22 protein-coding genes are annotated in these 21958 nt (G+C 63.2%); 13 read left to right on the forward strand and 9 right to left on the reverse strand.

Annotated features, from left to right (window positions below; genetic code table 11):
* Positions 1-3 precede the first annotated feature (3 nt).
* The 8 genes from WJU18_RS28710 to WJU18_RS28745 all read left to right on the forward strand — a co-directional run bounded on the left by WJU18_RS28710 (position 4) and on the right by WJU18_RS28745 (position 10930).
* Positions 4-3270 carry an efflux RND transporter permease subunit gene (locus WJU18_RS28710; RefSeq protein WP_423457622.1) on the forward strand — a complete coding sequence of 1089 codons (3267 nt, stop codon included), beginning with the start codon at positions 4-6 and terminating at the stop codon, positions 3268-3270.
* Complete coding sequence (locus WJU18_RS28715; protein WP_423457624.1) at positions 3263-4834, forward strand: efflux transporter outer membrane subunit; 1572 nt, start codon at positions 3263-3265, stop codon at positions 4832-4834. Before WJU18_RS28710 ends, WJU18_RS28715 begins: the two co-directional genes overlap by 8 nt.
* A gap of 136 nt (positions 4835-4970) precedes the next feature.
* Positions 4971-5843 carry a c-type cytochrome gene (locus WJU18_RS28720; protein WP_423457626.1) on the forward strand — a complete coding sequence of 291 codons (873 nt, stop codon included), beginning with the start codon at positions 4971-4973 and terminating at the stop codon, positions 5841-5843.
* A gap of 389 nt (positions 5844-6232) precedes the next feature.
* A complete protein-coding gene (locus WJU18_RS28725; protein WP_423457628.1) occupies positions 6233-7054 on the forward strand; it encodes an IclR family transcriptional regulator in 822 nt (273 codons plus the stop codon).
* A gap of 5 nt (positions 7055-7059) precedes the next feature.
* Complete coding sequence (locus tag WJU18_RS28730) at positions 7060-8256, forward strand: M24 family metallopeptidase (protein WP_423457630.1); 1197 nt, start codon at positions 7060-7062, stop codon at positions 8254-8256.
* On the forward strand, positions 8253-9524 hold the full coding sequence (locus WJU18_RS28735) for a threonine synthase (RefSeq protein WP_423457631.1): 1272 nt from the start codon (positions 8253-8255) through the stop codon (positions 9522-9524). Before WJU18_RS28730 ends, WJU18_RS28735 begins: the two co-directional genes overlap by 4 nt.
* Before the next feature lie 101 nt (positions 9525-9625).
* Positions 9626-10594, forward strand: coding sequence for a Bug family tripartite tricarboxylate transporter substrate binding protein (locus WJU18_RS28740; RefSeq protein ID WP_423457632.1), 969 nt, complete (start codon positions 9626-9628; stop codon positions 10592-10594).
* 114 nt (positions 10595-10708) lie between these two features.
* Positions 10709-10930 (forward strand): hypothetical protein, encoded by a 222-nt coding sequence (locus WJU18_RS28745; protein WP_423457634.1) that lies wholly within the window; start codon positions 10709-10711, stop codon positions 10928-10930.
* Here WJU18_RS28745 and WJU18_RS28750 read toward each other — a convergent pair.
* Together WJU18_RS28750 and WJU18_RS28755 are read right to left on the reverse strand one after the other, a co-directional pair.
* A complete protein-coding gene (locus tag WJU18_RS28750; protein WP_423457636.1) occupies positions 10924-11472 on the reverse strand; it encodes a DUF2946 family protein in 549 nt (182 codons plus the stop codon). The genes WJU18_RS28745 and WJU18_RS28750 overlap by 7 nt on opposite strands.
* A gap of 6 nt (positions 11473-11478) precedes the next feature.
* Positions 11479-11706: a hypothetical protein gene (locus tag WJU18_RS28755; RefSeq protein ID WP_423457638.1), complete on the reverse strand. Its 228-nt coding sequence runs from the start codon at positions 11704-11706 to the stop codon at positions 11479-11481.
* On the opposite strand from WJU18_RS28755, the gene speD reads away from it, so the two are divergent.
* Together speD and speE are read left to right on the forward strand one after the other, a co-directional pair.
* Positions 11705-12142, forward strand: a complete 438-nt coding sequence (gene speD / locus WJU18_RS28760; protein WP_423457640.1) for an adenosylmethionine decarboxylase — start codon at positions 11705-11707, stop codon at positions 12140-12142. The two genes, WJU18_RS28755 and speD, sit on opposite strands and share 2 nt — an antisense overlap.
* A complete protein-coding gene (speE, locus tag WJU18_RS28765) occupies positions 12142-13083 on the forward strand; it encodes a polyamine aminopropyltransferase (RefSeq protein ID WP_423457642.1) in 942 nt (313 codons plus the stop codon). The genes speD and speE overlap by 1 nt, the downstream gene beginning before the upstream one ends.
* On the opposite strand, the gene WJU18_RS28770 is transcribed toward speE, so the two are convergent.
* Entirely contained in the window at positions 13080-14072 is a 993-nt protein-coding gene (locus WJU18_RS28770; RefSeq protein WP_423457644.1) for a YheT family hydrolase, read from the reverse strand. The two genes, speE and WJU18_RS28770, sit on opposite strands and share 4 nt — an antisense overlap.
* A 15-nt stretch (positions 14073-14087) precedes the next feature.
* Entirely contained in the window at positions 14088-14534 is a 447-nt protein-coding gene (locus WJU18_RS28775) for a YybH family protein (RefSeq protein ID WP_423457646.1), read from the reverse strand.
* A 181-nt stretch (positions 14535-14715) separates the two neighbouring features.
* Between WJU18_RS28775 and WJU18_RS28780 the strand changes: the two genes are divergently transcribed.
* From WJU18_RS28780 to WJU18_RS28790, 3 genes are read left to right on the forward strand one after another with little or no spacing between them, the layout of a single operon-like run.
* The gene (locus tag WJU18_RS28780; protein ID WP_423457648.1) at positions 14716-15336 is read left to right on the forward strand and encodes a LemA family protein; all 621 of its coding nucleotides are present in this window, start codon (positions 14716-14718) and stop codon (positions 15334-15336) included.
* Between the two features lie 21 nt (positions 15337-15357).
* Entirely contained in the window at positions 15358-16287 is a 930-nt protein-coding gene (locus WJU18_RS28785) for a TPM domain-containing protein (protein ID WP_423457650.1), read from the forward strand.
* Positions 16288-16298: 11 nt separating this feature from the next.
* Positions 16299-16853, forward strand: coding sequence for a TPM domain-containing protein (locus WJU18_RS28790; protein WP_423457652.1), 555 nt, complete (start codon positions 16299-16301; stop codon positions 16851-16853).
* Positions 16854-16920: 67 nt separating this feature from the next.
* Here WJU18_RS28790 and WJU18_RS28795 read toward each other — a convergent pair whose 3' ends face one another.
* The 5 genes from WJU18_RS28795 to WJU18_RS28815 all read right to left on the reverse strand — a co-directional run bounded on the left by WJU18_RS28795 (position 16921) and on the right by WJU18_RS28815 (position 21950).
* Positions 16921-17340, reverse strand: coding sequence for a F0F1 ATP synthase subunit epsilon (locus tag WJU18_RS28795; RefSeq protein WP_423457654.1), 420 nt, complete (start codon positions 17338-17340; stop codon positions 16921-16923).
* Between the two features lie 93 nt (positions 17341-17433).
* Entirely contained in the window at positions 17434-18861 is a 1428-nt protein-coding gene (gene atpD, locus WJU18_RS28800) for a F0F1 ATP synthase subunit beta (protein WP_423457656.1), read from the reverse strand.
* Between the two features lie 39 nt (positions 18862-18900).
* The gene (gene atpG / locus WJU18_RS28805; protein ID WP_423457658.1) at positions 18901-19779 is read right to left on the reverse strand and encodes a F0F1 ATP synthase subunit gamma; all 879 of its coding nucleotides are present in this window, start codon (positions 19777-19779) and stop codon (positions 18901-18903) included.
* A gap of 24 nt (positions 19780-19803) precedes the next feature.
* A complete protein-coding gene (atpA, locus tag WJU18_RS28810; protein WP_423457660.1) occupies positions 19804-21363 on the reverse strand; it encodes a F0F1 ATP synthase subunit alpha in 1560 nt (519 codons plus the stop codon).
* A gap of 56 nt (positions 21364-21419) precedes the next feature.
* Complete coding sequence (locus WJU18_RS28815; RefSeq protein WP_423457661.1) at positions 21420-21950, reverse strand: F0F1 ATP synthase subunit delta; 531 nt, start codon at positions 21948-21950, stop codon at positions 21420-21422.
* Between the last annotated feature and the right edge of the window lie 8 nt (positions 21951-21958).

Raw genomic sequence — 21958 nt, forward strand, 5'->3', positions numbered from 1 at the left:
GGCATGGCCAAATTCTTCATTGATCGCCCTATCTTTGCCTGGGTGATCGCACTTTTCATCATGGTGCTCGGGTTGACCTCGATCACCCAGTTGCCCATCGCGCAATATCCGCCGGTGGCGCCGCCGACCATCCAGATTAATGCTGTTTATCCCGGCGCCTCGGCCCAAACGCTTGAAGACGCCGTGCTGTCGGTGATCGAGCGAGAGATGAACGGCTCGCCAGGACTGGCCTACATGGAATCGGTGGCACAGGCCGAGGGTTCGGGCTCCATCACGCTGTCCTTCGAGCCGGGCACCAACCCGGACCTGGCGCAGGTGGACGTTCAGAACCGTCTTTCCCGCGCCACGCCGCGCTTGCCATCCACGGTGGTGCAGCAGGGTGTGCGGGTAGAGAAGTCCAACTCGAACTTCCTGCTGTTCGCGATGCTGTCATCCAACAGCCCGGATCTCGACATCACGTCAGTTTCCGACTACGCCTCGCGCAATATCTTGCCCGAGCTGCAGCGCCTGCCGGGTATCGGCCAGGTGCAGCTGTTCGGCGCCGAGCGCGCCATGCGCATCTGGATCGATCCGGCCAAGCTGCAAAGCTACAACATCTCCAACGCCGAAGTGGCCAGTGCCATCCAGGCGCAGAACGCACAGGTTTCGGCCGGCTCGATCGGTGACTTGCCCCTGGCCGCTGGCCAGGCGGTGGCCGCGACGGTGGTCGTGCCAGGCCAGATCAGCACCACGGAACAATTCGGCAACATCGTGCTGCGCGCCCTCTCGGACGGTAGCTCCGTGCGCCTGAAAGACGTGGCGCGGATCGAACTGGGCTCCCAGAGCTACGCGACCTCCGCCCGCTTGAACGGCAAGCCCGCCGCCGGCCTGGGTGTTCAGCTGACGTCCACCGGCAATGCCATGGCCGCTGCGGAAGCTGTCAAGAAGCGCATGGCGGAACTGGCGCCGTACTTCCCGTCCGGCATGGAATGGACCATCCCATACGACAGCTCCAACTTCGTCAAGATCTCCATCAAGGAAGTGGTCAAGACGCTGGCTGAAGCCATCGTGCTGGTGTTCCTGGTGATGTTCCTGTTCCTTCAGAACTGGCGCTATACGGTGATTCCGACCATTGTGGTGCCCGTGGCGCTGCTAGGCACTTTCGCCGCGCTTTTGGCATTCGGCATGTCGATCAACGTGCTGACCATGTTCGGCATGGTGCTGGTGATCGGTATCGTGGTGGATGACGCCATCGTGGTGGTGGAGAACGTCGAACGCATCATGGGCGAGGAAGGCTTGCCGCCTCTGCAAGCCACCCGCAAGGCCATGAGCCAGATCTCGGGGGCCATCATCGGCGTGACCGTGGTGCTGATCGCGGTGTTCGTGCCGCTGGCGTTCTTCGCCGGCTCGGTGGGCAACATCTACCGGCAGTTCTCGGCCGTCATGGCGGTGTCGATCTTCTTCTCGGCCTTCCTGGCGCTGTCACTGACACCGGCCTTGTGCGCCACCTTGCTCAAGCCGGTGGACAAGGACCATCACGAAAAGAAAGGCTTCTTCGGCTGGTTCAACCGGCGCTTCAACCGCACGGCAAAAGGCTATGAGGGTTTTGTCGCCAAGCTGCTGCGCCGTGCGGGCCGGCTGATGGTGGTCTATGTGGCCTTGGGCGTCGCGGTAGGTTTTCTCTACATGCGCTTGCCCACCTCCTTCCTGCCGCAGGAAGACCAGGGCAACCTGCTGGTCAACATCCAGTTGCCGCCGGGCGCCACGATGGAGCGTACGCAGAAAGTCGTCGAGCAAGTGGAAGACTACATGCTCAAGCAGCCCGAAATCGAGAGCATGGTGGCAGTGATGGGCTTCTCGTTCTCCGGCCAAGGCCAGAACGCGGCGCTGTCTTTCGTCACGCTCAAGCCCTGGGATGAACGAACGGGTGCCGAGCATGGCGCTGAAGCCATCGCCGGCCGTGCGATGGGCGCACTCTCCGGCATCCGCGACGCCTTCATCTTCGCGCTCAGCCCGCCGCCAATCCCTGAACTGGGTGTCAGCTCCGGCTTCACGTTCCGCCTGCAGGACCGCGGTGGCCACGGCCACGAAGCACTGGTCGCCGCGCGCAACCAGATGCTGGGCATGGCCATGCAGAGCAAGATACTGGCGGGCGTACGGCCCGACGGCCTGGAAGATGCGCCTCAACTGCAGGTGGATATCGACCGCGACAAGGCGGCGGCGCAGGGCGTGAGCTTTACATCCATCAACAGCACCATTTCCTCGGCGCTGGGTTCGTCTTACGTCAACGACTTCCCCAACGCCGGCCGCATGCAGCGCGTGGTGGTGCAAGCCGATGCGCAGGCCCGCATGCAGCCCGAGGATATTCTCCGGATGACGGTGGTGAACAGCCAAGGCCAGGCAGTGCCGCTTTCGAGCTTCGCCACCACACGCTGGGTGACCGGTCCCATGCAGACGATCCGCTACAACGGCTATCCGGCCATGCGTATCGCCGGCGGTGCCGCTCCCGGCTACAGCACGGGCGATGCCATGAAGGAAATGGAGCAGTTGGCCGCCAAGCTGCCGTCCGGTTTCGCCTACGAGTGGACCGGCCAATCGCGTGAAGAGAAACTGGCCGGCAACCAGGCCATGATCCTGTACGGCTTCGCCATTTTGGCGGTGCTGCTGGCCCTGGCGGCCCTGTACGAAAGCTGGTCGATTCCGCTGGCAGTGATTCTGGTGGTGCCGCTGGGCGTGCTCGGCGTGCTGCTGGCCATCACAGGACGGGGCATGGCCAACGACGTCTACTTCCAGGTGGGCCTGATCACCATCATCGGTCTGTCGGCGAAGAACGCCATTCTGATCATCGAGTTCGCCAAGGATCTGCAGGCGCAAGGCATGAGCGCGATCGAATCCGCGCTGGCAGCCGCGCACCTGCGGTTCCGCCCGATCGTGATGACCTCGCTGGCCTTCATTCTGGGCGTGGTGCCGCTGGCTACTGCCACGGGCGCCAGCTCAGCCAGCCAACGTGCCATCGGTACGGGCGTGATCGGCGGCATGGTCGTCGGCACCTTCCTGGCCGTGTTCTTCGTTCCCATGTTCTTCGTGGTGGTGCGACGCGTCTTCAAGAGCAGCGCGCGTGAGCGCGAGCGCTTTGCCGAACACGCGGCGCAGGCCGGCATTACCGCGGAAGCGGCGCATGCCTACGTCAATGCAGCCGAAGAAGGTCTCTCAGAAGAAGAGCGCCGCTCCATGCATGAGGGCGCCGACACGCCTTCGGCCAACGGCGCCAAAAAGGATGCACATGAATAAGCACCACACTCAGAACTTCGTGGTCCAGCGCCCCGCACCTGGCGTGCCCCGCACCTGGGGAGGGCTCCGGCCGCTGGCGGCAATCGCCGTCATCGGCTTGCTCGCCGGCTGCTCTTTCGTGCCCACCTACGAGCGGCCCGCCGCGCCCGTGGCAGCGCAATGGCCTGATTCGGCTGGCGCGCAGGCCACAGGCGGCACAGCGGCCGCCGACCTTCCCTGGCAGCAGTTCGTGCACGACGTACGCCTGCGCGAGGTGATCGAGCTGGCACTCGTCAACAACCGCGACCTCCGGGTGGCGGTGCAAAGTATCGAGCAAGCCCGTGCCCAGTACCGGATCACACGTGCCGATCAGTTCCCCACCGTAGGCGCGAGCCTCAACGGTACACGCTCGGCCCCCAACACGGCCGGCGGCGACGACGGCCCCAGCGTCAGCTCGGTCTACACGCTGGGCGTGGGTGTGACGTCCTGGGAGATCGACTTCTTCGGCCGCGTGGCCGCGCTCAAGGACGCGGCGCTGGCGCAATACCTGGCCACCGAGGATGCCCGCAAAACGGCCCAGATCAGCCTGATCAGCAGCATCAGCAGCGCCTGGCTGTCTCTGCAGGCCGATACCGAACTGCTGGCTCTGGCGGAACGCACGCTCGCCACGCGGCAGCAGTCGCTGCAACTGACCAAGCTGCGTTTCGAGAATGGGGCGTCGTCCGCGCTCGACATGCGGCAAGCCGAATCGCTGGCCGCGTCGGCGCAGTCCGCCCAAGCGCAGCAGCGGCGCTTGCGGGCACAGGACATCAACCTGCTCAACCTGCTGGTGGGACAAGAGGTGCCCGAGCGGCTGATCCCGCCGGTGCCACCTGTGACCGTGGCGCCCCCCACGAACGATTCGACCCGGCCCACGCCCCCTGTTGCCCCTACAGGCCAGCTCTCGACCTTTGCCGAAGTGCCGGCCGGCCTGCCATCGGATCTGCTGCTGCGCAGGCCCGACATCCGAGCCGCCGAGCAGCAGTTGATCGCCGCCAACGCCAACATCGGCGCGGCGCGGGCCAACTTCTTCCCGCGCTTCTCGCTCACGGCCAGCGCCGGCCGTGCCAGCACCACGCTTGACGGGTTGGTCGGCTCGGGGGGCGTGGCCGCCTGGTCGCTCGCACCCAGCATTACGCTGCCGATCTTCGACATGGGCCGCAACCAGGCCAACCTGGATGTTGCCAAGGCCTCCCGCGAGATAGCGGTGGCGCAGTACGAGAAAGCCATTCAGTCTGCGTTCCGCGAAGTGGCCGACGCCCTCGCCGGCCGCGCCACGCTGAGCGATCAGCTGGCGGCGCTCGAAACGCAAGCCACTGCCGAACGCGACAGTTTCCGGCTGGCCGATCTGCGCTACCGCAATGGCGTGGCCAGCTACCTCGACCTGCTGGACGCGCAGCGCTCGCTGTTCGCTACCGAACAGGCGCTGACGCAGACCCGCATGGCGCAGCGCGCCAACGAGGTGCAACTGTACAAGGTGCTTGGCGGCGGCTGGACCGAGCCCCCGGAGGCTGCCTCGCCGCCCGCACCTCAATCCGCGGGTTGAGGGCCGCGGTTACCGCGCTCGCCGGCACATGCGGTAGCCGTCCTATAATCAGTCGTTTGCAGCGTGGCGTGCGCATGGCACATGCCACGCCCGCTGTTCCAGAAAAACCACCACGATCCGAGCCCCCGAGGACGCCATGAGCGACAACACGCACGAGGAAGCACATACCGGCCCCATCAAGACGCCCAAGCAGTTGTTCTGGGTCAGCATCGCGTCATTCGTGCTGCCGGTGTTCATCATCATTGGCCTCGTAGCCTACGTGACCTCGGCCAACAAGAAGGCGCCTGGCGCCACGGACACCGAACGAGCCACTGCCCAGCGTATCCAGAAGATCGGCACCGTGGAAATCCGCGACGCCAACCGTCCTCTGGCCAGCGGCGAAGAAGTCTACAAGGCGCAATGCGCCGCTTGCCATGCGACTGGCGTGGCCGGTGCTCCGAAGTTCCAGGATGCAGGCCTGTGGGGCCCTCGCATCGCCACTGGCTATGAAAAGCTCGTGCACTCGGCACTAACCGGCAAAGGCGGCATGGCCCCCCAAGGCGGCGGCGACTTCTCCGACGTGGAAATCGGCCGCGCCGTGGTTTACATGGCCAACGCCGCAGGCGCCAAGTTCGAGGAGCCCAAAGCCCTCGTTGCCGCCGCCGCAGCTTCTGCCGCTGAACCCGCTGCTGCCGCCTCCCCTGCGCCAGCCGCTGCCCCTGCCCCGGCAGAAACCGTGGCCGCTGCGCCTGCAGCCGCAGCCACAGAAGCCGCCGCGCCTGCCGCTGCAGCGGGTGCCGGAAAGGCACTGTATGACAGCGTGTGCATGGCTTGCCACGCTGCTGGCGTCGCGGGCGCTCCCAAATTGGGCGACAAGGCTGCTTGGGCACCACGCTTGGCAGAAGGCTTTGATACTGTGCTGAAGATCGCCACCACGGGCAAGGGCGCCATGCCTCCCAAGGGCGGCTCTACCGCATCGGACGCCGATTTCAAGGCAGCTGTGCAATACATGGTGGACGCCGCCAAGTAAGCCTCGCAAAGAAGCCGGCCTATAGTACTGACGTACTGACCGGCTGAGATCGCGGATAAACCCCTGCTTCAAGGCAGGGGTTTTTGCTTTTGGAAAGCCCCTGCCAAGCGGGCATTGCTCAGGCACATGAGCCAGTCCGCCATGCCCGTGACCTGGACTTGAAACCACACCGTTTGACTAACGACCCGGGGCTGCCATGAGGCAGCCCTTTTTATTTGCAACGTCGTTCGGCTCATCAGCACCAACTCAAGCACCAACTCAAGCACCAACTCAAGCACCAACTCAAGCACCAACTCAAGCACCAACACAAACGGCGCGCCATATTGACATACGGCACGCTTAGCATCGATAATTTATTTAAAGGAACACTGTACCAATTATAGGAACAAATGTCAACCAATCAATCTCTGTCACGTGGCCTGCAGTTGCTCGATGCGGTCAATGCCAGTCTGGAACCGCTGGGCATCCGCGAAGTGGCACGCCTGTTGGACATCAGTCCCTCGATTGCGCAGCGGCTCGTGAACACGCTGGTCGAATCCGGCTATCTGCAGCAGGTGACTGAAACGCGCAAGTACAAGCTGGGTGTGAGCGCGCTGGCGCTCGGCTCAAGCATGGTGCGCAGCGATGTGCTGTATGCCAGCGCGTCCAGCGAGCTGCGCATCCTGGCCGAACAGCACCAACTCAACGGCTTTTTGGGCGTCATACAGCAAGATTCCGTGGTGTACCTGCACACGGTGCAAAGCCACGGGGCAATTACCATCCGTGCCGCTGCGGGACAGCGTATTTCGCCGCATACCACCGCGCTGGGCAAGACGTTGATGGCGGAATTGCCGTCCGATCGCCTGCGCAGCGTGCTCGGCCCGGCACCCTATGCGGCGCGCACCCCTCACACACTGACCACGGCCCACGCCTTTGACAAGGAACTCGAGCAAACACGTCGCCGTGGCTACGCCATTGCCGACGAAGAAAGCGAACTGGGCGTCGTCTCCATAGGCACGCCGATTCGCAACAAGGATGGGATGGTCATCGCCGCGATCAGCGTTGCTTTCCTGAAAGCTCAGCGCGGCCCCAAGGAATGGCCCGAGATCGCTGACATGCTCGTCCGTGCGGGCCTCCGCTGCTCCGCCGCGCTCGGCTTTGCGCCGCCCTCCATCGCTCCGCTGGCGGAAGCACCTTCGCCTGCGCCCACTCCTCGAATCACCACCCACTGAAACGCATGCCAAGCCTCCTGAACAAACCTCGGCTGAAGTCGCTCGCCATGAAGTACGGGCTCGACGCCCTGATAGCCACATCGCCGGAAAATGTGACCTATACCAGCGGCTACTGGGCGCTTTCCCAGTGGATCCGCCGAGGACCTCAAGTCCATGTGCTGGTGCCGGTGGAAGACGTCGAGCAGGCCCGCATCATTGCACCGACTTCACTGCTCGACCAGTTGGTGGATCAGGAGGATGTCTGGGTACGCTACGTTTCCCGCTACGGTTTCTTCCACGTCGACCAGGCACAAGGCCCGATGACACCCCTGGATGACCGGCTGCTGAGCTTCTTCGAGCAGCCTGACGAAAAAGATGCCATCACGGCGCTGCTCAAGGCGATTCGCGCCCAGCGTCTGGAGAAAGGCACTCTGGGCATCGACGAAATGGGACTGATGCCCGGTCACTGGGAACGCATTCAGCAGGAACTGCCAGACGCCAAACTCGTACCCGCCATGAAAATCTTCCGTGAGATCCGTGCGGTCAAGACGGCAGAGGAAATCGAACGGCTGCGCCAGGTGGCCACCATCGCCGAGGAGTCCGTGGCTGCCGCACTCCAGTCTGCACAGCCGGGCATCTCCGAGATAGAAATGGCGCGTGTGTTCCATGCCACCACGGTGCAGGGCGATGGGACGCCCGTGCTCGGCTGTCTGGGCTTCGGCACCCGCTCGGCCATGCCGAACGTCTACCCATCCGAAGCCCGGCTGAGAGCCGGCGACGTCATCCGGTTCGACGTGGGCGGCCGCTACAAGCACTACCGCGCCGACATCGCGCGCATCGCCGTCCTGGGTGAGCCAGACAAGAAACTGGTGCGATACCACAAGGCATTGCATAACGGTGTCATGGCGGCTTTCGAAAAAATCCGCCCGGGTGTCAGGTCTTCCGCAGTCTTCGACGCAGCAATGGAGGCCACGCGCAAATCCGGGATTCCGCACTATCAGCGAAGCCACGTCGGACACGGAATCGGCCTCGATGGCTACGACATGCCTGACCTGACTCCGGCCAACGACCAGGTCATCGAGGAAGGCATGGTCATGTGCGTCGAGACACCTTACTATGAATTCGGGTGGTGCGGCCTGCAAGTCGAGAACACCGTGGCAGTCCGAGGCAACGGCGTGGAGTTGCTTCACAAGGAAAACGGTTCGCTGAGGGTTCTGACATGACTGAGCCGCTCGCACTGCAGTGCCTGCGCTGCGGCACGCGCTATCCGGTTGAAGCCAACCGCTCGAGGTGTACGGCCTGTGATGGCAAGCAGGCCAGCAATCTGCGTGTCACCTATCATCCTCATGACATACAGCGCTGGAACTTTGCCAGCGCACAGTCAAAAAGCGGCAGCATGTGGCGCTACGCCGACATGCTGCCCGTGCCTCGCGAGCATGCTGTCTCGCTGAACGAGGGCGGCACGCCCCTGCATGCCGCACCCCGGATGGGCCAGGCACTGGGGCTGGCAAAGCTCTTCATCAAGGACGAGTCCCGCAACCCGACACAGTCGTACAAGGACCGGGTGAGTTCGGTGGCGGTGTCTCACGCGAAACTTGCGGGCGCGTCCGTTGTGGCTACCGCCTCGTCCGGCAATGCCGGCGCATCACTAGCCGCGTATGCGTCTCGCGCGGGGCTGGCATGCGTGGTGGCGTCGATGAAGGGCGCGTCAGGCCCCATGGTCAGCCAGATACGCAAGCTAGGCGGGCACCTCGTTCTGCTGGAAGACAAGGCACTTCGCTGGCCGCTGCTGGCCGAAGGTGCCGCGCGCCATGGCTGGTACGTCACGTCGCCATACTCAACTCCCGTCGTTGGCAGTACGGCCGTCGGCATCGAGGGCTACAAGACGATCGCGTACGAAATCGCCGCTGACCTTGGCTTCGCACCGGACTGGGTCATCATGCCGGTCTGTTATGGCGATGCGCTGGCCGGTGTGGCGCAAGGCTTTCAGGACCTATTGAGTGCAGGGCAGATCGCGAAGCTGCCTCGGCTCGTGGCCGCAGAGGCGCATGGCTCGCTCGCCCATGCCCTGCAAGCGCGCGCGGACGTCGTGGAAGCGGTCCATGCCGAATATGTCCCTCTGGCCGCCTCAGTGGGTGCCAACCAAAGCACCTATCAGGCGCTGCATGCTCTGCGCACGACAGATGGCTTGGCCGTCAAGGTCGGTAACGAAGGTCTCGTGGCACTTCAGGAATTGATCGCCGCCCGCGAGGGTCTGCTGTTCGAGCTGGCTAGCGTCATGCCCTTTGCCGCTGCAAAGCAACTCGAACGCAGGGGCCTTATTACGCGCAACGACACCGTGGTGTGCGTCGCCACAGCTTCCGGCCTCAAGGACACGGACAAGTCGACCGCAACATGGGACGAGCTCCCCATTGTCAATGCTGCAGCCGCGCAGATCTCCGAGCTTGCGAGCGACATGAACAACCGGCTCCGCTTTGGAACCTGTCCATGAAGCCGCCTCCATCTGCCCCGACCACGCAGCGCCGCCTGTCCACCAGCTTCGCAGGTAACCCCGGCCTCTGGCCTCCCCCTGCCTCACTCCAGGAGTAGTTCATGCTTCGACGCACTTTCCTCGGTTCTGCCGCCGTCATCTCGACAGTGATGACGCATCCGGTACAAGCTCAACCGGCATTCCCTTCTCAACCCATCAAGATCGTGGTGCCATTTGCTCCCGGCAGCGGCCCCGACGTGCTCGCGAGGTTGGTGGGAGACAAGTTCAGCACCACCTACAAACAGCCGGTGATCGTGGACAACCGCGTGGGGGCCAGCGGAATGATTGGCAGCGAATACGTGGCACGGTCCCCCGCAAACGGCCATACGCTGCTGGTCGTGACCCCGTCCAACACGATTGCCGCCGTGGCCGGCCGAAAGCTGTCGTTCGACCCGGTGAAAGATTTTGCGCCCATAGGCATGGCCGTGACGCTGGCACCCATTTTCATCGCTCATCCTGATGCGCCGTGGAAATCCGTGAAGGAACTGATTGCGGCAGCCAAGGCGCATCCGGGCCGGTTGACCATCGCTTCGGGAGGCGTTGGGAATTCGCAGCACCTCGCAGCGGAGCTTTTGATGCAGATGGCCGGTATCCAGCTTCTGCACGTGCCCTTCAAGTCGAGCAGCGAGATCGTGACCGCAGTCATCAACAAGTCGGTCGACGTCTCCTTCGTGGACCCTTCAGCCCTGCCGATGATCAAATCGGGACGAGTCCACGCGCTTGCCATCGGCCCCCACGTACGCTCAAAGATGTTGCCTGAAGTACCCACCGTGGCCGAAGCAGGCCTGCCTGGCTATGACTACACCAGTTGGTATGGTTTGGCAGCGCCAGCGCGCACGCCTCGGAATGTGCTGTCCTCGCTCAACCATGAACTCCTCAAGGCCCTCGCCGACCCGGATGTACAGTCCCGGCTCACCGCTGCCTCGATGGAGATCCGGGGCAGCTCGCCCGAAGCGCTGCAAACTTTCATGGCGCAGGACGTGGAGCGCTGGAAACAGGTGGTTGACACCGGGCGCATCAAGTTCGACTGATGACAAGACTGCCGTCCGGCCAGAGTCGGCGCGGACTGAACTACAGCCGAGAAGCTGCGCTACCATCCAATGTCACCGATTCAAAAACGCCATGAAGAGCGAAAGGACAGAGCCATGAGAGGAATCTGGGGATTGTTGGGCTTGGTCGTCGCGCTGGCCATCGTTGCCATGCTGGTCAAGCAACAGATGGCGGGCTCCAACAAGACGCTCGCGCAGCCGGCAACTGGCGGCAAGAACGAATCCGTACGCGTGCAAAGCCAGCAAGTCCAGCAGCAGGTCCGCCAAGCCATGGAAGCAGCGATGGCCGCGCCGCGGCGCATGCCGGAAGATCAGTGAGAAGGCTCCGCCGCCGGGCTCATCACATAGCCGAAACGTGCAGGCAGCTCCGCGGCCTGCACAGGCTCGGGCACCCATAGGCCCTGCTCCACGGCATCTGCCAGCAGCAGCATGTCCTGCGTGTGCACCAGGCCCAGGCCAAGATCGGTTGCCAGGAATACACGACCGGCGTCGTCGATCAGCGCAACGCGCACTTCAGCGGGCCGGCCGGTGTGCGACAGCACCGTGTGATCCGCCTGCACGCGCCAGATCCAGGGTGCGGCTTCCAGCTCCACATAGACGCGCTGCGGGCCGTTCTGGAAGAACCAGCGGCCAGCGGCGTCTGACTCGTAATTGCGCTCGATGAAACCGATCAGCTTCTCATGATCCAGCAGCCAGCCCTTGGCCCCCTTGGCCCCCTCGGCGCCGCTGGCAAAGCTGCCCTGCGCCTGCGCCTGATCGTCGCGCAGATACCAGTTTCCCCGCGCATCCAACCCCAGCCAGCCATAGCAATGCGGCACATTGGGCCACTTGGCCATGGCCTGTTTCACGATGTCGTCCATGCCCGATCATAAAACCCCATCGAGAACATGATGTAAATCCTTGTCGGGATTTGATTTTTTTATGATTTTTAGGTATGGTTCGAGGTTTTTCGCGCCCGGCAACAGGCCCGCGAGCGCGCCGCTCCAAGCGCCACCTACCATCAACTTTGCACCGCTTTGCAAAACGCAGGCGCTTGGATTTTCCTGAGTGTGTTCTACGCTCTCATTGCCTTCTTGAATAGGAGATAGGCCCATGCACCAACTCAAGCCCCCTCTTCACGTCCTCCAGGCCCCGGCCTCGGAGGTGACGCGCCTGCGCACCGTATCGCGCAAGGCGCCCGGCTTGCACTTGATTGGCGATTTGCACCACTGCGTCTGTGACGCCCGCCTGATGACCGATGCGGCCTATCTGGAAGATTTCTGCCGCCAATCGGTGGCCAGCGCCGGCTTGACCACCGTTGGATCCTTGTTTCATAGTTTCGGCGACGGCGCCGGCGTCACCGGCGTGGTGGTGCTGGCGGAGTCGCACTTGTCGCTCCACACATGGCCCGAGGATGGCTATGTCACGCTGGATGTCTACGTCTGCAGCTATACGAGCGACAACAGCACGCAGGCCGAATCCCTCTTCGCCCGCGTGATGCAGGCCTTTGCGCCGGCCGACCCGCACCTGCACCGCGTGGAAAGAGCGTGATGCGCCCCCTCGAGGACGGCTTCGTGGCCGAGGCGCTTTCGCCTGATCTGGGCTTTTACGTGCGCGCCACGCATCGGCTGGCCGAGCGGCACTCGCCCTTGCAGCACATCGAGATCGTCGAGACGCCGCTGTTCGGGCGCGCCATGCGCATCGACGACTGCTTCATGACCAGTGAGCGCGATGAATTCTTCTATCACGAGCCCATCGTGCAATTGCCAGCCGTCAGCCACGGGCGCGTGCACTCCGCCCTGGTGATCGGGGGCGGCGACGGTGGCACGATCGAGGAATTGCTCAAGCACCCTGGCATGGCCCGCGTGCTGATGGTGGAGCTCGATGCCGACGTGATCGACATGGCCCGCACCTGGTTGCCCAATATCCACCGCGGCGCCTTTCTGGACCGGCGTGTGGAATTGCACATTGGCGACGGGCTTGCCTTTGTCCACCAGTGCACGGAACAATTCGATCAGATCGTGCTCGATCTGACCGACCCCTTCGGACCCGCGTTGGCGCTCTACACCGCCGAGTTCTATGCCGCCTGCCGGCGTGCGCTCACACCGGGCGGCGTGCTCTCGCTGCACATCCAATCGCCGATCCACCGCGGGCCAACGCTGGCGCGCATCGTGGCGTCACTGAAGACCGCGTTCCCGATTGTGCGGCCGTACCTCCAGTACGTACCGCTGTATGGCACGCTATGGGGCATGGCGGTGGCATCGGATAGCGTGGATCCGCTCACCTTGAGCATCGAGGAAGTGGACCACCGCATCGCCGCGCTGGGCCTGCGCGATCTGCAGCTCTACAACGGCGCCACCCACCACTCGCTGCTGGCTCAGCCCAACTATCTGCGCGAGTTGCTGGCAGCCCCGGCCGCACCCATCAAGGCAGATGATTCGCTGGACGATCCTTCGCTGGATCCCGCGCTGAACATCGCGCCGCAGTTTTAGGCGCGTTCCAGCAACCAGTTGCCCACCGCCTGCGGCAGCCAGAACACGTTGCCCGGCGGCGCCTTGCCTTGCGGGAAACCGACGTGTCCGCCCTCTGCAGGCTGCCATAGCGTGACTTGCCCGCCCACCTCGCCTTCGCGGGGCAGGCTGGCGGCAGGCACGAAAGGATCGTTTCTCGCATTCAACGCCAGTGCCGGGACGCGGATGCGGTCCAGGTGCGGCTTGGCGGAGGCCCGCCGCCAATAATCATCCACCCCGGCAAAGCCGTGCAGCGGCGCAGTGAAAATGTCGTCGAAGGCGTACAGGTCGTGTGCGTGGCGAAGGCGCTCATGATCGAACAGGCCCGGATGCTGCGCCAGCTTGGCGTAGGCCTTGGCTTTCATGGTGCGCATGAACATGCGTGTATAGACCTGCCGGTTGAACCCGCGCCCGATGGCATGGCCTCCTGCCGCAAGATCAAGCGGAGCGCAGACCGCAGCCACCGCGCTCACGCTGTCCGACGCCGCCGCTCCCATTTCACCGGCCCAGCGCAGCAAGGCGTTGCCTCCCAGCGATACGCCCGCCGCCAGCACCGGCCCGCCTCCCCGCGCACGCTGCCACTCTCGCAGGCGGGCGAGGATCCAGCCGACTTCCTCGACATCGCCCGAATGGTAGGCGCGCGGCGCGCGGTTGATCTCACCCGAGCAGCCGCGAAAATGCGGCACCGCGAACGCCAAACCGCTGGCGCGCGCCCAATCGGCGAAGGCTTCGGCGTAGTGGCTGCGCGAGGAACCCTCAAGGCCGTGGAACAGCACCAGCAGGGGCGCATCGGGCTTGGCGGAAGGTCCACCGGCCAGAAAGTCGACATCGATGAAATCCCCATCGGCCGTGTCCCAGCGCTCGCGCTGGTAATGGATGCGCGGGCCGATCACACGGCGCGCATACAGCGACGGCCAGATGGTTTGCAGGTTGCCGCCCGGCAGCCAGCGCGGCGCATGGTAGCTCTTCACGGAAAGACTTCAGGATCAATGCAGCAACTGCGGCGAGGAGGTCACCTCTGCGACCTCGGCGCGGCCGGGGCTGGCATGGTGCGCCACCAGGCGCCAGCCCTGGGCTGTCTTAAGAAACACGTTGGTGGCCACCACCCAGGCATGCTGCGGCCCCTCGGCGGTGACGACATCGATGCGCTCAAGGACGTTGTGCACGCTGGCCGACAACGACTCGACGGTGCGCTTGCGTTCCAGGGTGACGCGGACACTGCCGCCGGAGAACATGGCTTCGAAAGCGGCCCTGATGGCCGCCGCCCCGATCAAGCGCGGCCCGCCCGGGTGAACGCAGACGATGTCGTCCTCATCGGCCCAGCAGGCCATCAACTGCTCGACATCGCCTGCGTGAAGCGCTTCATAGAAGGCAGCTTCAACGTCGTCGGCGGTGGCCCCCATTTCGGCAGGCCGGTATCTTGGCTTGGGCATGGCTGGAATGGCAAGTGCTGCGATTGTGCCCCGAATGCCTGGCATTTCACACGAAAAAGCACGCGAAAAAACGCACAGAAAAGCGAACAAAGAGGCGCTTCAAGCGCTTCGCCTACAAAATGGCTGATCTACCTATGATACGTTCTCGTCGGCCTTAATTTTTCCGTCAAGGAGGACACTCATGAAAAACTGGTTCTTCAAGGCAGCCGCCGCGCTCGCCGTGCTGCTCTCCCTCAGCGGCTGCGGTTACAACGATTTCCAACGCCTCGACGAGGGCACCAAATCCGCCTGGAGCGAGGTGGTCAACCAGTACCAGCGCCGCTCGGACCTGATCGACAACCTGGTCAATACCGTGAAGGGTGAGGCGAAGTTCGAGCAGGATACGCTCAACCAGGTGATCCAGGCGCGTGCCAAGGCCACCAGCATCCAGGTCACGCCCGAAACGCTGAACAACCCGGAAGCCTTCAAGCAATTCCAAGCCGCGCAGGGTGAACTCTCCAGCGCCTTGAGCCGCCTGATGGTGACCGTGGAGCGCTACCCCGATCTGAAAGCCAACAAGGCTTTCGCCGACCTGCGCGTGGCCCTGGAAGGTACGGAAAACCGGATTGCCGTGGCACGCGACCGCTACATCAAGTCGGTCCAGGAATACAACGTGCTGGCACGCAGCTTTCCCACCAATCTGACCGCGATGGTCTTCGGCTACAAGCCGAAGGAAAATTTCACGGTGGCCAACGAAGCCGAGATTTCCCGCGCGCCGAAGGTCGATTTCGGCACGTCACCCGCCGCTCCGGCGTCTCGTTGATAGCCCTCAAGGTGTGTGGCCATGAGTAGGCTCATCACCTTGTTCGCACTGGCGTTCGCCCTGTTCGCCGGCCTGGGCGCGCATGCCCAATCCTTGCAGCCGGTGCCGGCCCTGACCTCGCATGTGGTAGACACCACCGGCACGCTGGATCAGGCGCAAAAAACGGCGCTGGAAGCCAAGCTGGATGCGCTGGAGCAGGAAAAGGGCTCACAGGTGGTGGTGCTGATGGTGCCCACCACGGCGCCGGAAGATATTGCCGCCTATGCCAATCGTGTCGGCAACACCTGGAAAATCGGCCGCAAGGACGTGGGAGACGGCCTCATCCTGCTGGTGGCGGTTCAGGACCGGCGCGTGCGCATCGAAGTGGCCAAGACGCTGGAGGGTGCGGTGCCGGACATCGCCGCCAGCCACATCATCAATGAGGCGATCACGCCCTTTTTCCGGCAAGGCGACTATGCCGGCGGGATTGATGCCGGCGTGGATCAACTGGCCGCGCGTATCAAAGGCGAGCCGCTGCCGCCGGTACAGGCACCGCAAGCGCGCGGCAACCCGAGCGGGGACGAATTCGGCCTGGTTGAGGGCGCAGTCTTTCTGTTCATCGCGCTGCCCATCGTCAGCGCCTTTGCACGCGGTATTTTCGGGCGCAAGCTGGGAGCCTTTCTCACCGGCGCTGGTGTCGGCGGTCTGGCATTCGTCATGACCGCCAGCTTGCTGATCGCTGCAGGCGCGGGGCTCGTGGCCTTGATCTTCGCGGCCTTCTCGGGCGCCATCGCCGGCCTGCCGGGCCGTGGCGGAAGATCTGGCAGCCCTACAATCTTCCTGCCCCCGGGCGGAGGATTCGGCGGCGGCAGAGGCGGCGGTGGGTTTGGCGGAGGCTTCGGTGGGGGCGGTGGCTTCAGTTCGGGCGGCGGCGGTGATTTTGGCGGCGGTGGAGCCAGCGGCAGCTGGTAGGGGGACATGGCATGAAAACCTCTACCCTGACCCGCCTGCTGCGCCATCGCTGGCTTGATGAAAGCGATGCCCGCAGAGCCGTGCCGCCAGATCTGTCTGAACGTCTGCAGCGCCGCGTGGCGGCCAGCGAACGCCGGCATACCGGCGAAGTCCGCATCTATGTGGAAGGCTCGCTGCCGCTCAGCTATCTGTGGCGCCACCTGCGCGACAAACTGCCGATCGAGCAGATCGTGCGCGAACGGGCTGTCATGATTTTCTCCAAGCTGCGCATGTGGGACACCGCGCAGAGCAATGGCGTGCTGATCTACCTGCTGCTGGCCGAGCATGCCATTGAACTGGTGGCCGATCGGGGGGTGAGCCGGCACGTGCCTGCCGCCGAATGGCAGGCCATGGTGGACCGCCTGGGCTCGGCCTTGCGCGAGAACCGCTTCGAAGACGGCTTGACTCAGGCGCTGGAAGAAGTCTCCGCCGTGCTGGTGGAACACTTTCCCGAAGCACCGGGATCGGATGAAATGCCCGAAACGAAGCAGATCAATCAGTTGCCTGATACACCCGTGCTTCGTTGATTCTCGATAGCACAGCTATAAAAAAACCCTGCGTTTTACGGCAGGGTTTCTTTTCGCTTTCAGTGGTTCAGCGCTTCTGCCGATACTTACGCAAGGCAGCGATCTGCGCGGCCAACACAGCTAGTTCAGACGTGGCGCGGGCCATGTCGATTTCGCTCTTGGCGTTTTTCAGCGCTTCTTCAGCGGCCTGCTTGGCGGCATTGGCTTTTTCATCGTCCAGATCCTTGCCGCGGATGGCGGTGTCGGACAGCACGGTCACGCGGTTCGGCTGAACCTCGAGAATGCCACCGGCCACGAAGACGAACTCTTCGCCGCCGTTAGCCGTCTGGATACGCACCGAGCCGGGCTTGATGCGCGTGATGAGTGGCGTGTGGCGCGGGTAAATACCCAACTCGCCAGCCTCGCCCGGCAGCGCAACGAACGTGGCCTCACCCGAGAAGATGGACTCCTCGGCACTGACCACGTCAACATGAATGGTGTTGGCCATGTGTTCTCCTGGTTGAGTATCGAGCCTGGGACGCAGGGCGGCATATGGCCTTCCCTGCGCTCAACGCCCGTTCCCGGGCGCCGAACCCCAACATCAGACCTTCTTGGCCTTTTCCATCGCTTCTTCGATGGTGCCGACCATGTAGAACGCCTGCTCAGGCAGGTGATCGCACTCACCGTTCACGATCATCTTGAAGCCGTGGATCGTGTCCTTGAGCGGCACGTACTTGCCCGGAGAGCCCGTGAACACTTCGGCCACGTGGAACGGCTGGCTCAGGAAACGCTGGATCTTACGAGCGCGTGCCACAGCCAGTTTGTCTTCGGGGCTCAGTTCGTCCATGCCCAGAATCGCGATGATGTCGCGCAGTTCCTTGTAGCGCTGCAGCGTACCCTGCACCTGGCGGGCCACGCCGTAGTGATCTTCACCCACGACCAGCGGATCGAGCTGGCGGCTGGTGGAATCGAGCGGGTCCACGGCGGGGTAGATACCCAGCGCGGCGATGTCACGCGAGAGCACCACGGTGGAGTCCAAGTGGGCGAACGTGGTAGCCGGAGACGGGTCGGTCAAGTCATCGGCAGGCACGTACACGGCCTGGATGGAGGTGATCGAGCCCACCTTGGTGGAGGTAATACGCTCTTGCAGACGGCCCATTTCCTCGGCCAGCGTCGGCTGGTAACCCACGGCGGAAGGCATACGGCCCAGCAGAGCGGACACTTCGGTACCGGCCAGCGTGTAGCGGTAGATGTTGTCCACGAAGAACAGCACGTCACGCCCTTCGTCACGGAACGATTCAGCGATGGTCAGGCCCGTGAGCGCCACGCGCAGACGGTTGCCCGGAGGCTCGTTCATCTGGCCGTACACCATGGCCACTTTGGACTCGCCCAGGTTCTCCAGGTTCACGACGCCGGAATCGGCCATCTCGTGATAGAAGTCGTTACCCTCACGAGTACGCTCACCCACGCCAGCGAACACCGACAGACCCGAGTGGGCCTTGGCGATGTTGTTGATGAGTTCCATCATGTTCACGGTCTTGCCCACGCCGGCGCCGCCGAACAGACCCACCTTGCCGCCTTTGGCGAACGGGCAGATCAGGTCGATCACCTTGATGCCGGTTTCCAGCAGCTCTTGCGAGGGGCTGAGTTCGTCATAGGTGGGAGCCTTGCGGTGGATGGACGCTGTTTGCGCCTGGGAAACCGGGCCGCGCTCGTCGATCGGGTTGCCCAGCACGTCCATGATGCGGCCCAGCGTGGCGGGGCCCACCGGAACGGTGATCGGCTGGCTGGTGTTGGTCACCATCATGCCGCGGCGCAGGCCGTCGCTCGAGCCCAGCGCGATGGTACGCACAATGCCGTCGCCCAGCTGCTGCTGCACTTCCAGGGTCAGGGTCGTGCCTTCCATTTTGAGGGCGTCGTACACCTTGGGCATCTTGTCGCGCGGAAACTCCACGTCAACCACGGCGCCAATGCACTGAACGATTTTTCCCTGAACGTTTGAGTTCGTAGTGATGTTCTCTTGAGCCATTTGTCTTGCTCCAATAACTTGTATGCGTTGTGAACCGTGTCAGACCGCCGCGGCACCCGCCACGATCTCGGACAGCTCCTTGGTGATCGCAGCCTGGCGGGTCTTGTTGTAGACCAGCTTCAGCTCGTTGATCACGTTGCCGGCGTTGTCGGTGGCGGCCTTCATGGCCACCATACGAGCCGACTGCTCGGAGGCCATGTTCTCGGCCACAGCCTGGTAGACCAGGGACTCGACGTAACGTACGAGCAGATCGTCGATCACGCTCTGCGCATCCGGTTCGTAGATGTAGTCCCAGTCGTGCTGCGTACCGCTGGCACGCGTTTCTTCCTGCATCTTGCCGTTCGACAGGGGCAGCAACTGCTCGATCACCGACTCCTGCTTCATGGTGTTGATGAAGCGGGTATAGGCGATGTAGACAGCGTTCAACTCGCCCTTCTCATACTGGTCGAGCAGTGTTTTCACCGGCCCGATCAGTTTCTCGAGATGAGGGGTGTCGCCCAGCTGAGTGACTTGCGCCACCACCCTGGCCCCGATCCGGGTCATGAAACCCAGACCCTTGTTGCCGATGGCCACTGCCTCGGTGGCCACGCCAGCGCCCTGCAGATCACGCAGTTTGCTGGTCACGGCGCGCAGCACGTTGGTGTTCATGCCGCCGCACAGCCCTTTATCGGTCGTCACCACGATCACGCCGGCCTTCTTGGCGTCGTTGACCTTCATGAAGGGGTGCACGTACTCAGGGTTCGCCTCACCCAGATGGGCGGCGATGTTGCGTACTTTCTCAGCGTAGGGGCGGGCGGCGCGCATGCGATCCTGCGCCTTGCGCATTTTGGACGCGGCCACCATTTCCATGGCTTTAGTGATCTTCTTGGTGTTTTCCACCGATTTGATCTTGCCGCGAATTTCCTTTCCGACTGCCATTGCGTTCGTCCTTTCGAGGAAGGATCAGGCGAAGGTCTTCTTGAAGGCCTCGACGGCGGCCGTCAGCGCTGCTTCAAGCTCTTTGTCCTTGTCGAGCGCCTTGCCGGCTTCCATCTTGCTGAGCAGGTCAGCGTGCTTGTCCTTCAGGAAGCTGTGCAGGCTGCCTTCGAAGCGCAGGATGTCCTTGACTTCGACGTCGTCCATGAAGCCCTTGTTCACCGCGAACAGCGTGGCACCCATCAGGCTGATGGGCAGCGGGCTGTACTGGGCTTGCTTGAGCAGTTCGGTCACGCGGGCACCGCGGTCGAGCTGCTTCTTGGTAGCGGCATCGAGGTCCGAGGCGAACTGCGCGAAGGCAGCCAGTTCACGGTACTGCGCCAAGTCGGTACGGATACCGCCGGAGAGCTTCTTGACCAGGTCGGTCTGGGCGGCTCCACCCACGCGCGACACCGAGATACCCGCGTTGATGGCGGGACGGATACCGGCGTTGAACAGGTTGGTTTCCAGGAAGATCTGGCCATCGGTGATCGAGATCACGTTGGTCGGAACGAAAGCGGACACGTCGCCGGCTTGCGTTTCGATAATGGGCAACGCGGTCAGCGAACCGGTCTTGCCTTTGACTTCACCCTTGGTGAAGGCTTCGACGTAGTCGGCGTTCACACGAGCGGCGCGCTCCAGCAGGCGGCTGTGGAGATAGAACACGTCGCCGGGGTACGCTTCACGGCCTGGCGGACGGCGCAGCAGCAGGGAAACCTGACGGTAAGCAACGGCCTGCTTGGAGAGGTCGTCATAGATGATCAGGGCGTCCTGGCCGCGGTCGCGGAAGTATTCGCCCATGGTGCAGCCGGAGTAGGCCGACACATATTGCATGGCGGCGGATTCGGAAGCGGAAGCAGCCACGACGATGGTGTAATCCATGGCGCCGGCTTGCTCCAGTGAGCGCACCACGTTCTTGATGGACGACGCCTTCTGGCCGATGGCGACGTACACGCAGGTCATGTTCTGACCCTTCTGGTTGATGATCGCGTCGATCGCCACGGCGGTTTTGCCGGTCTGGCGGTCGCCAATGATCAGTTCGCGCTGGCCGCGGCCGACGGGCACCATGGAGTCGATCGACTTCAGGCCGGTCTGCACAGGCTGGCTCACCGATTGACGCGCGATCACGCCAGGCGCGACCTTCTCGATCACGTCGGTCATCTTGGCGTTGATGGGACCTTTGCCGTCGATAGGCTGGCCCAGGGCGTTCACCACGCGGCCGATCAGCTCAGGGCCGACGGGCACTTCCAGAATACGGCCCGTGCACTTGACGGTGTCGCCTTCGGAGATGTGCTCGTACTCACCCAGAATCACGGCGCCGACGGAGTCGCGCTCGAGGTTCAGGGCCAGGCCGAAAGTGGGCACGCCGGCAGCGGTAGCCGGGAATTCCAGCATCTCGCCTTGCATGGCTTCGGAGAGGCCATGGATACGCACGATGCCGTCGGTCACCGACACCACGGTACCCTGGTTGCGCACGTCGGCGCTGACGCCCAGGCCCTCGATGCGGCTCTTGATCAGTTCTGAAATTTCTGCGGGATTGAGTTGCATGACTCTTTCCTTGTCCTAAGGGGTTGTATCGAGGGGCCTGGCGCCTGATGCTTGGATCAGGCGGTCAGAGCCGTCTTCATTTGTTCCAGGCGGGCTTTTACCGAGGTGTCCAGCACCTCGTCACCCACCGTCACGCGCACGCCGCCAATCAGTGCAGGCTCGATCTGCACCGTGGCCTGCAGCTTGCGGCCGAAACGCTTTTCCAGCGTGGCGACCAGGCCGTTCAGTTCGGCGGCATCGATCGGGAAGGCACTTTGAATCAGCGCGTCCGAATTGCCGCTGACCTCATTGGCCAGCACACGGAACTGGCGCGCCACTTCGGGCAGCGCGACAAGGCGGCCGTTTTCGATCACGGTGCGCAGGAAGTTCGTGCCCTTCTCGGGCAGCGAGTTCTTGAGCACGCTGGTGACGACGTCGAACACCTGGCGGGCGTCAGCCCGCGGATCAGCGGCGAACTGCAGCAGCTCATCGCTGGCCGCCGCGCCCGCCAGCCCATCCAGCCAGGATTGCGTCGCGGCCAGATCGGCGCGCGAAGCCTGAAAGAGGGCTTCGGCGTAGGGTCTTGCAATGGTGGCGAGTTCTGCCATAGAAGTTT

It is taken from the genome of Ottowia sp. VDI28, assembly GCF_049532675.1.
GTDB lineage: Bacteria > Pseudomonadota > Gammaproteobacteria > Burkholderiales > Burkholderiaceae_C > Ottowia.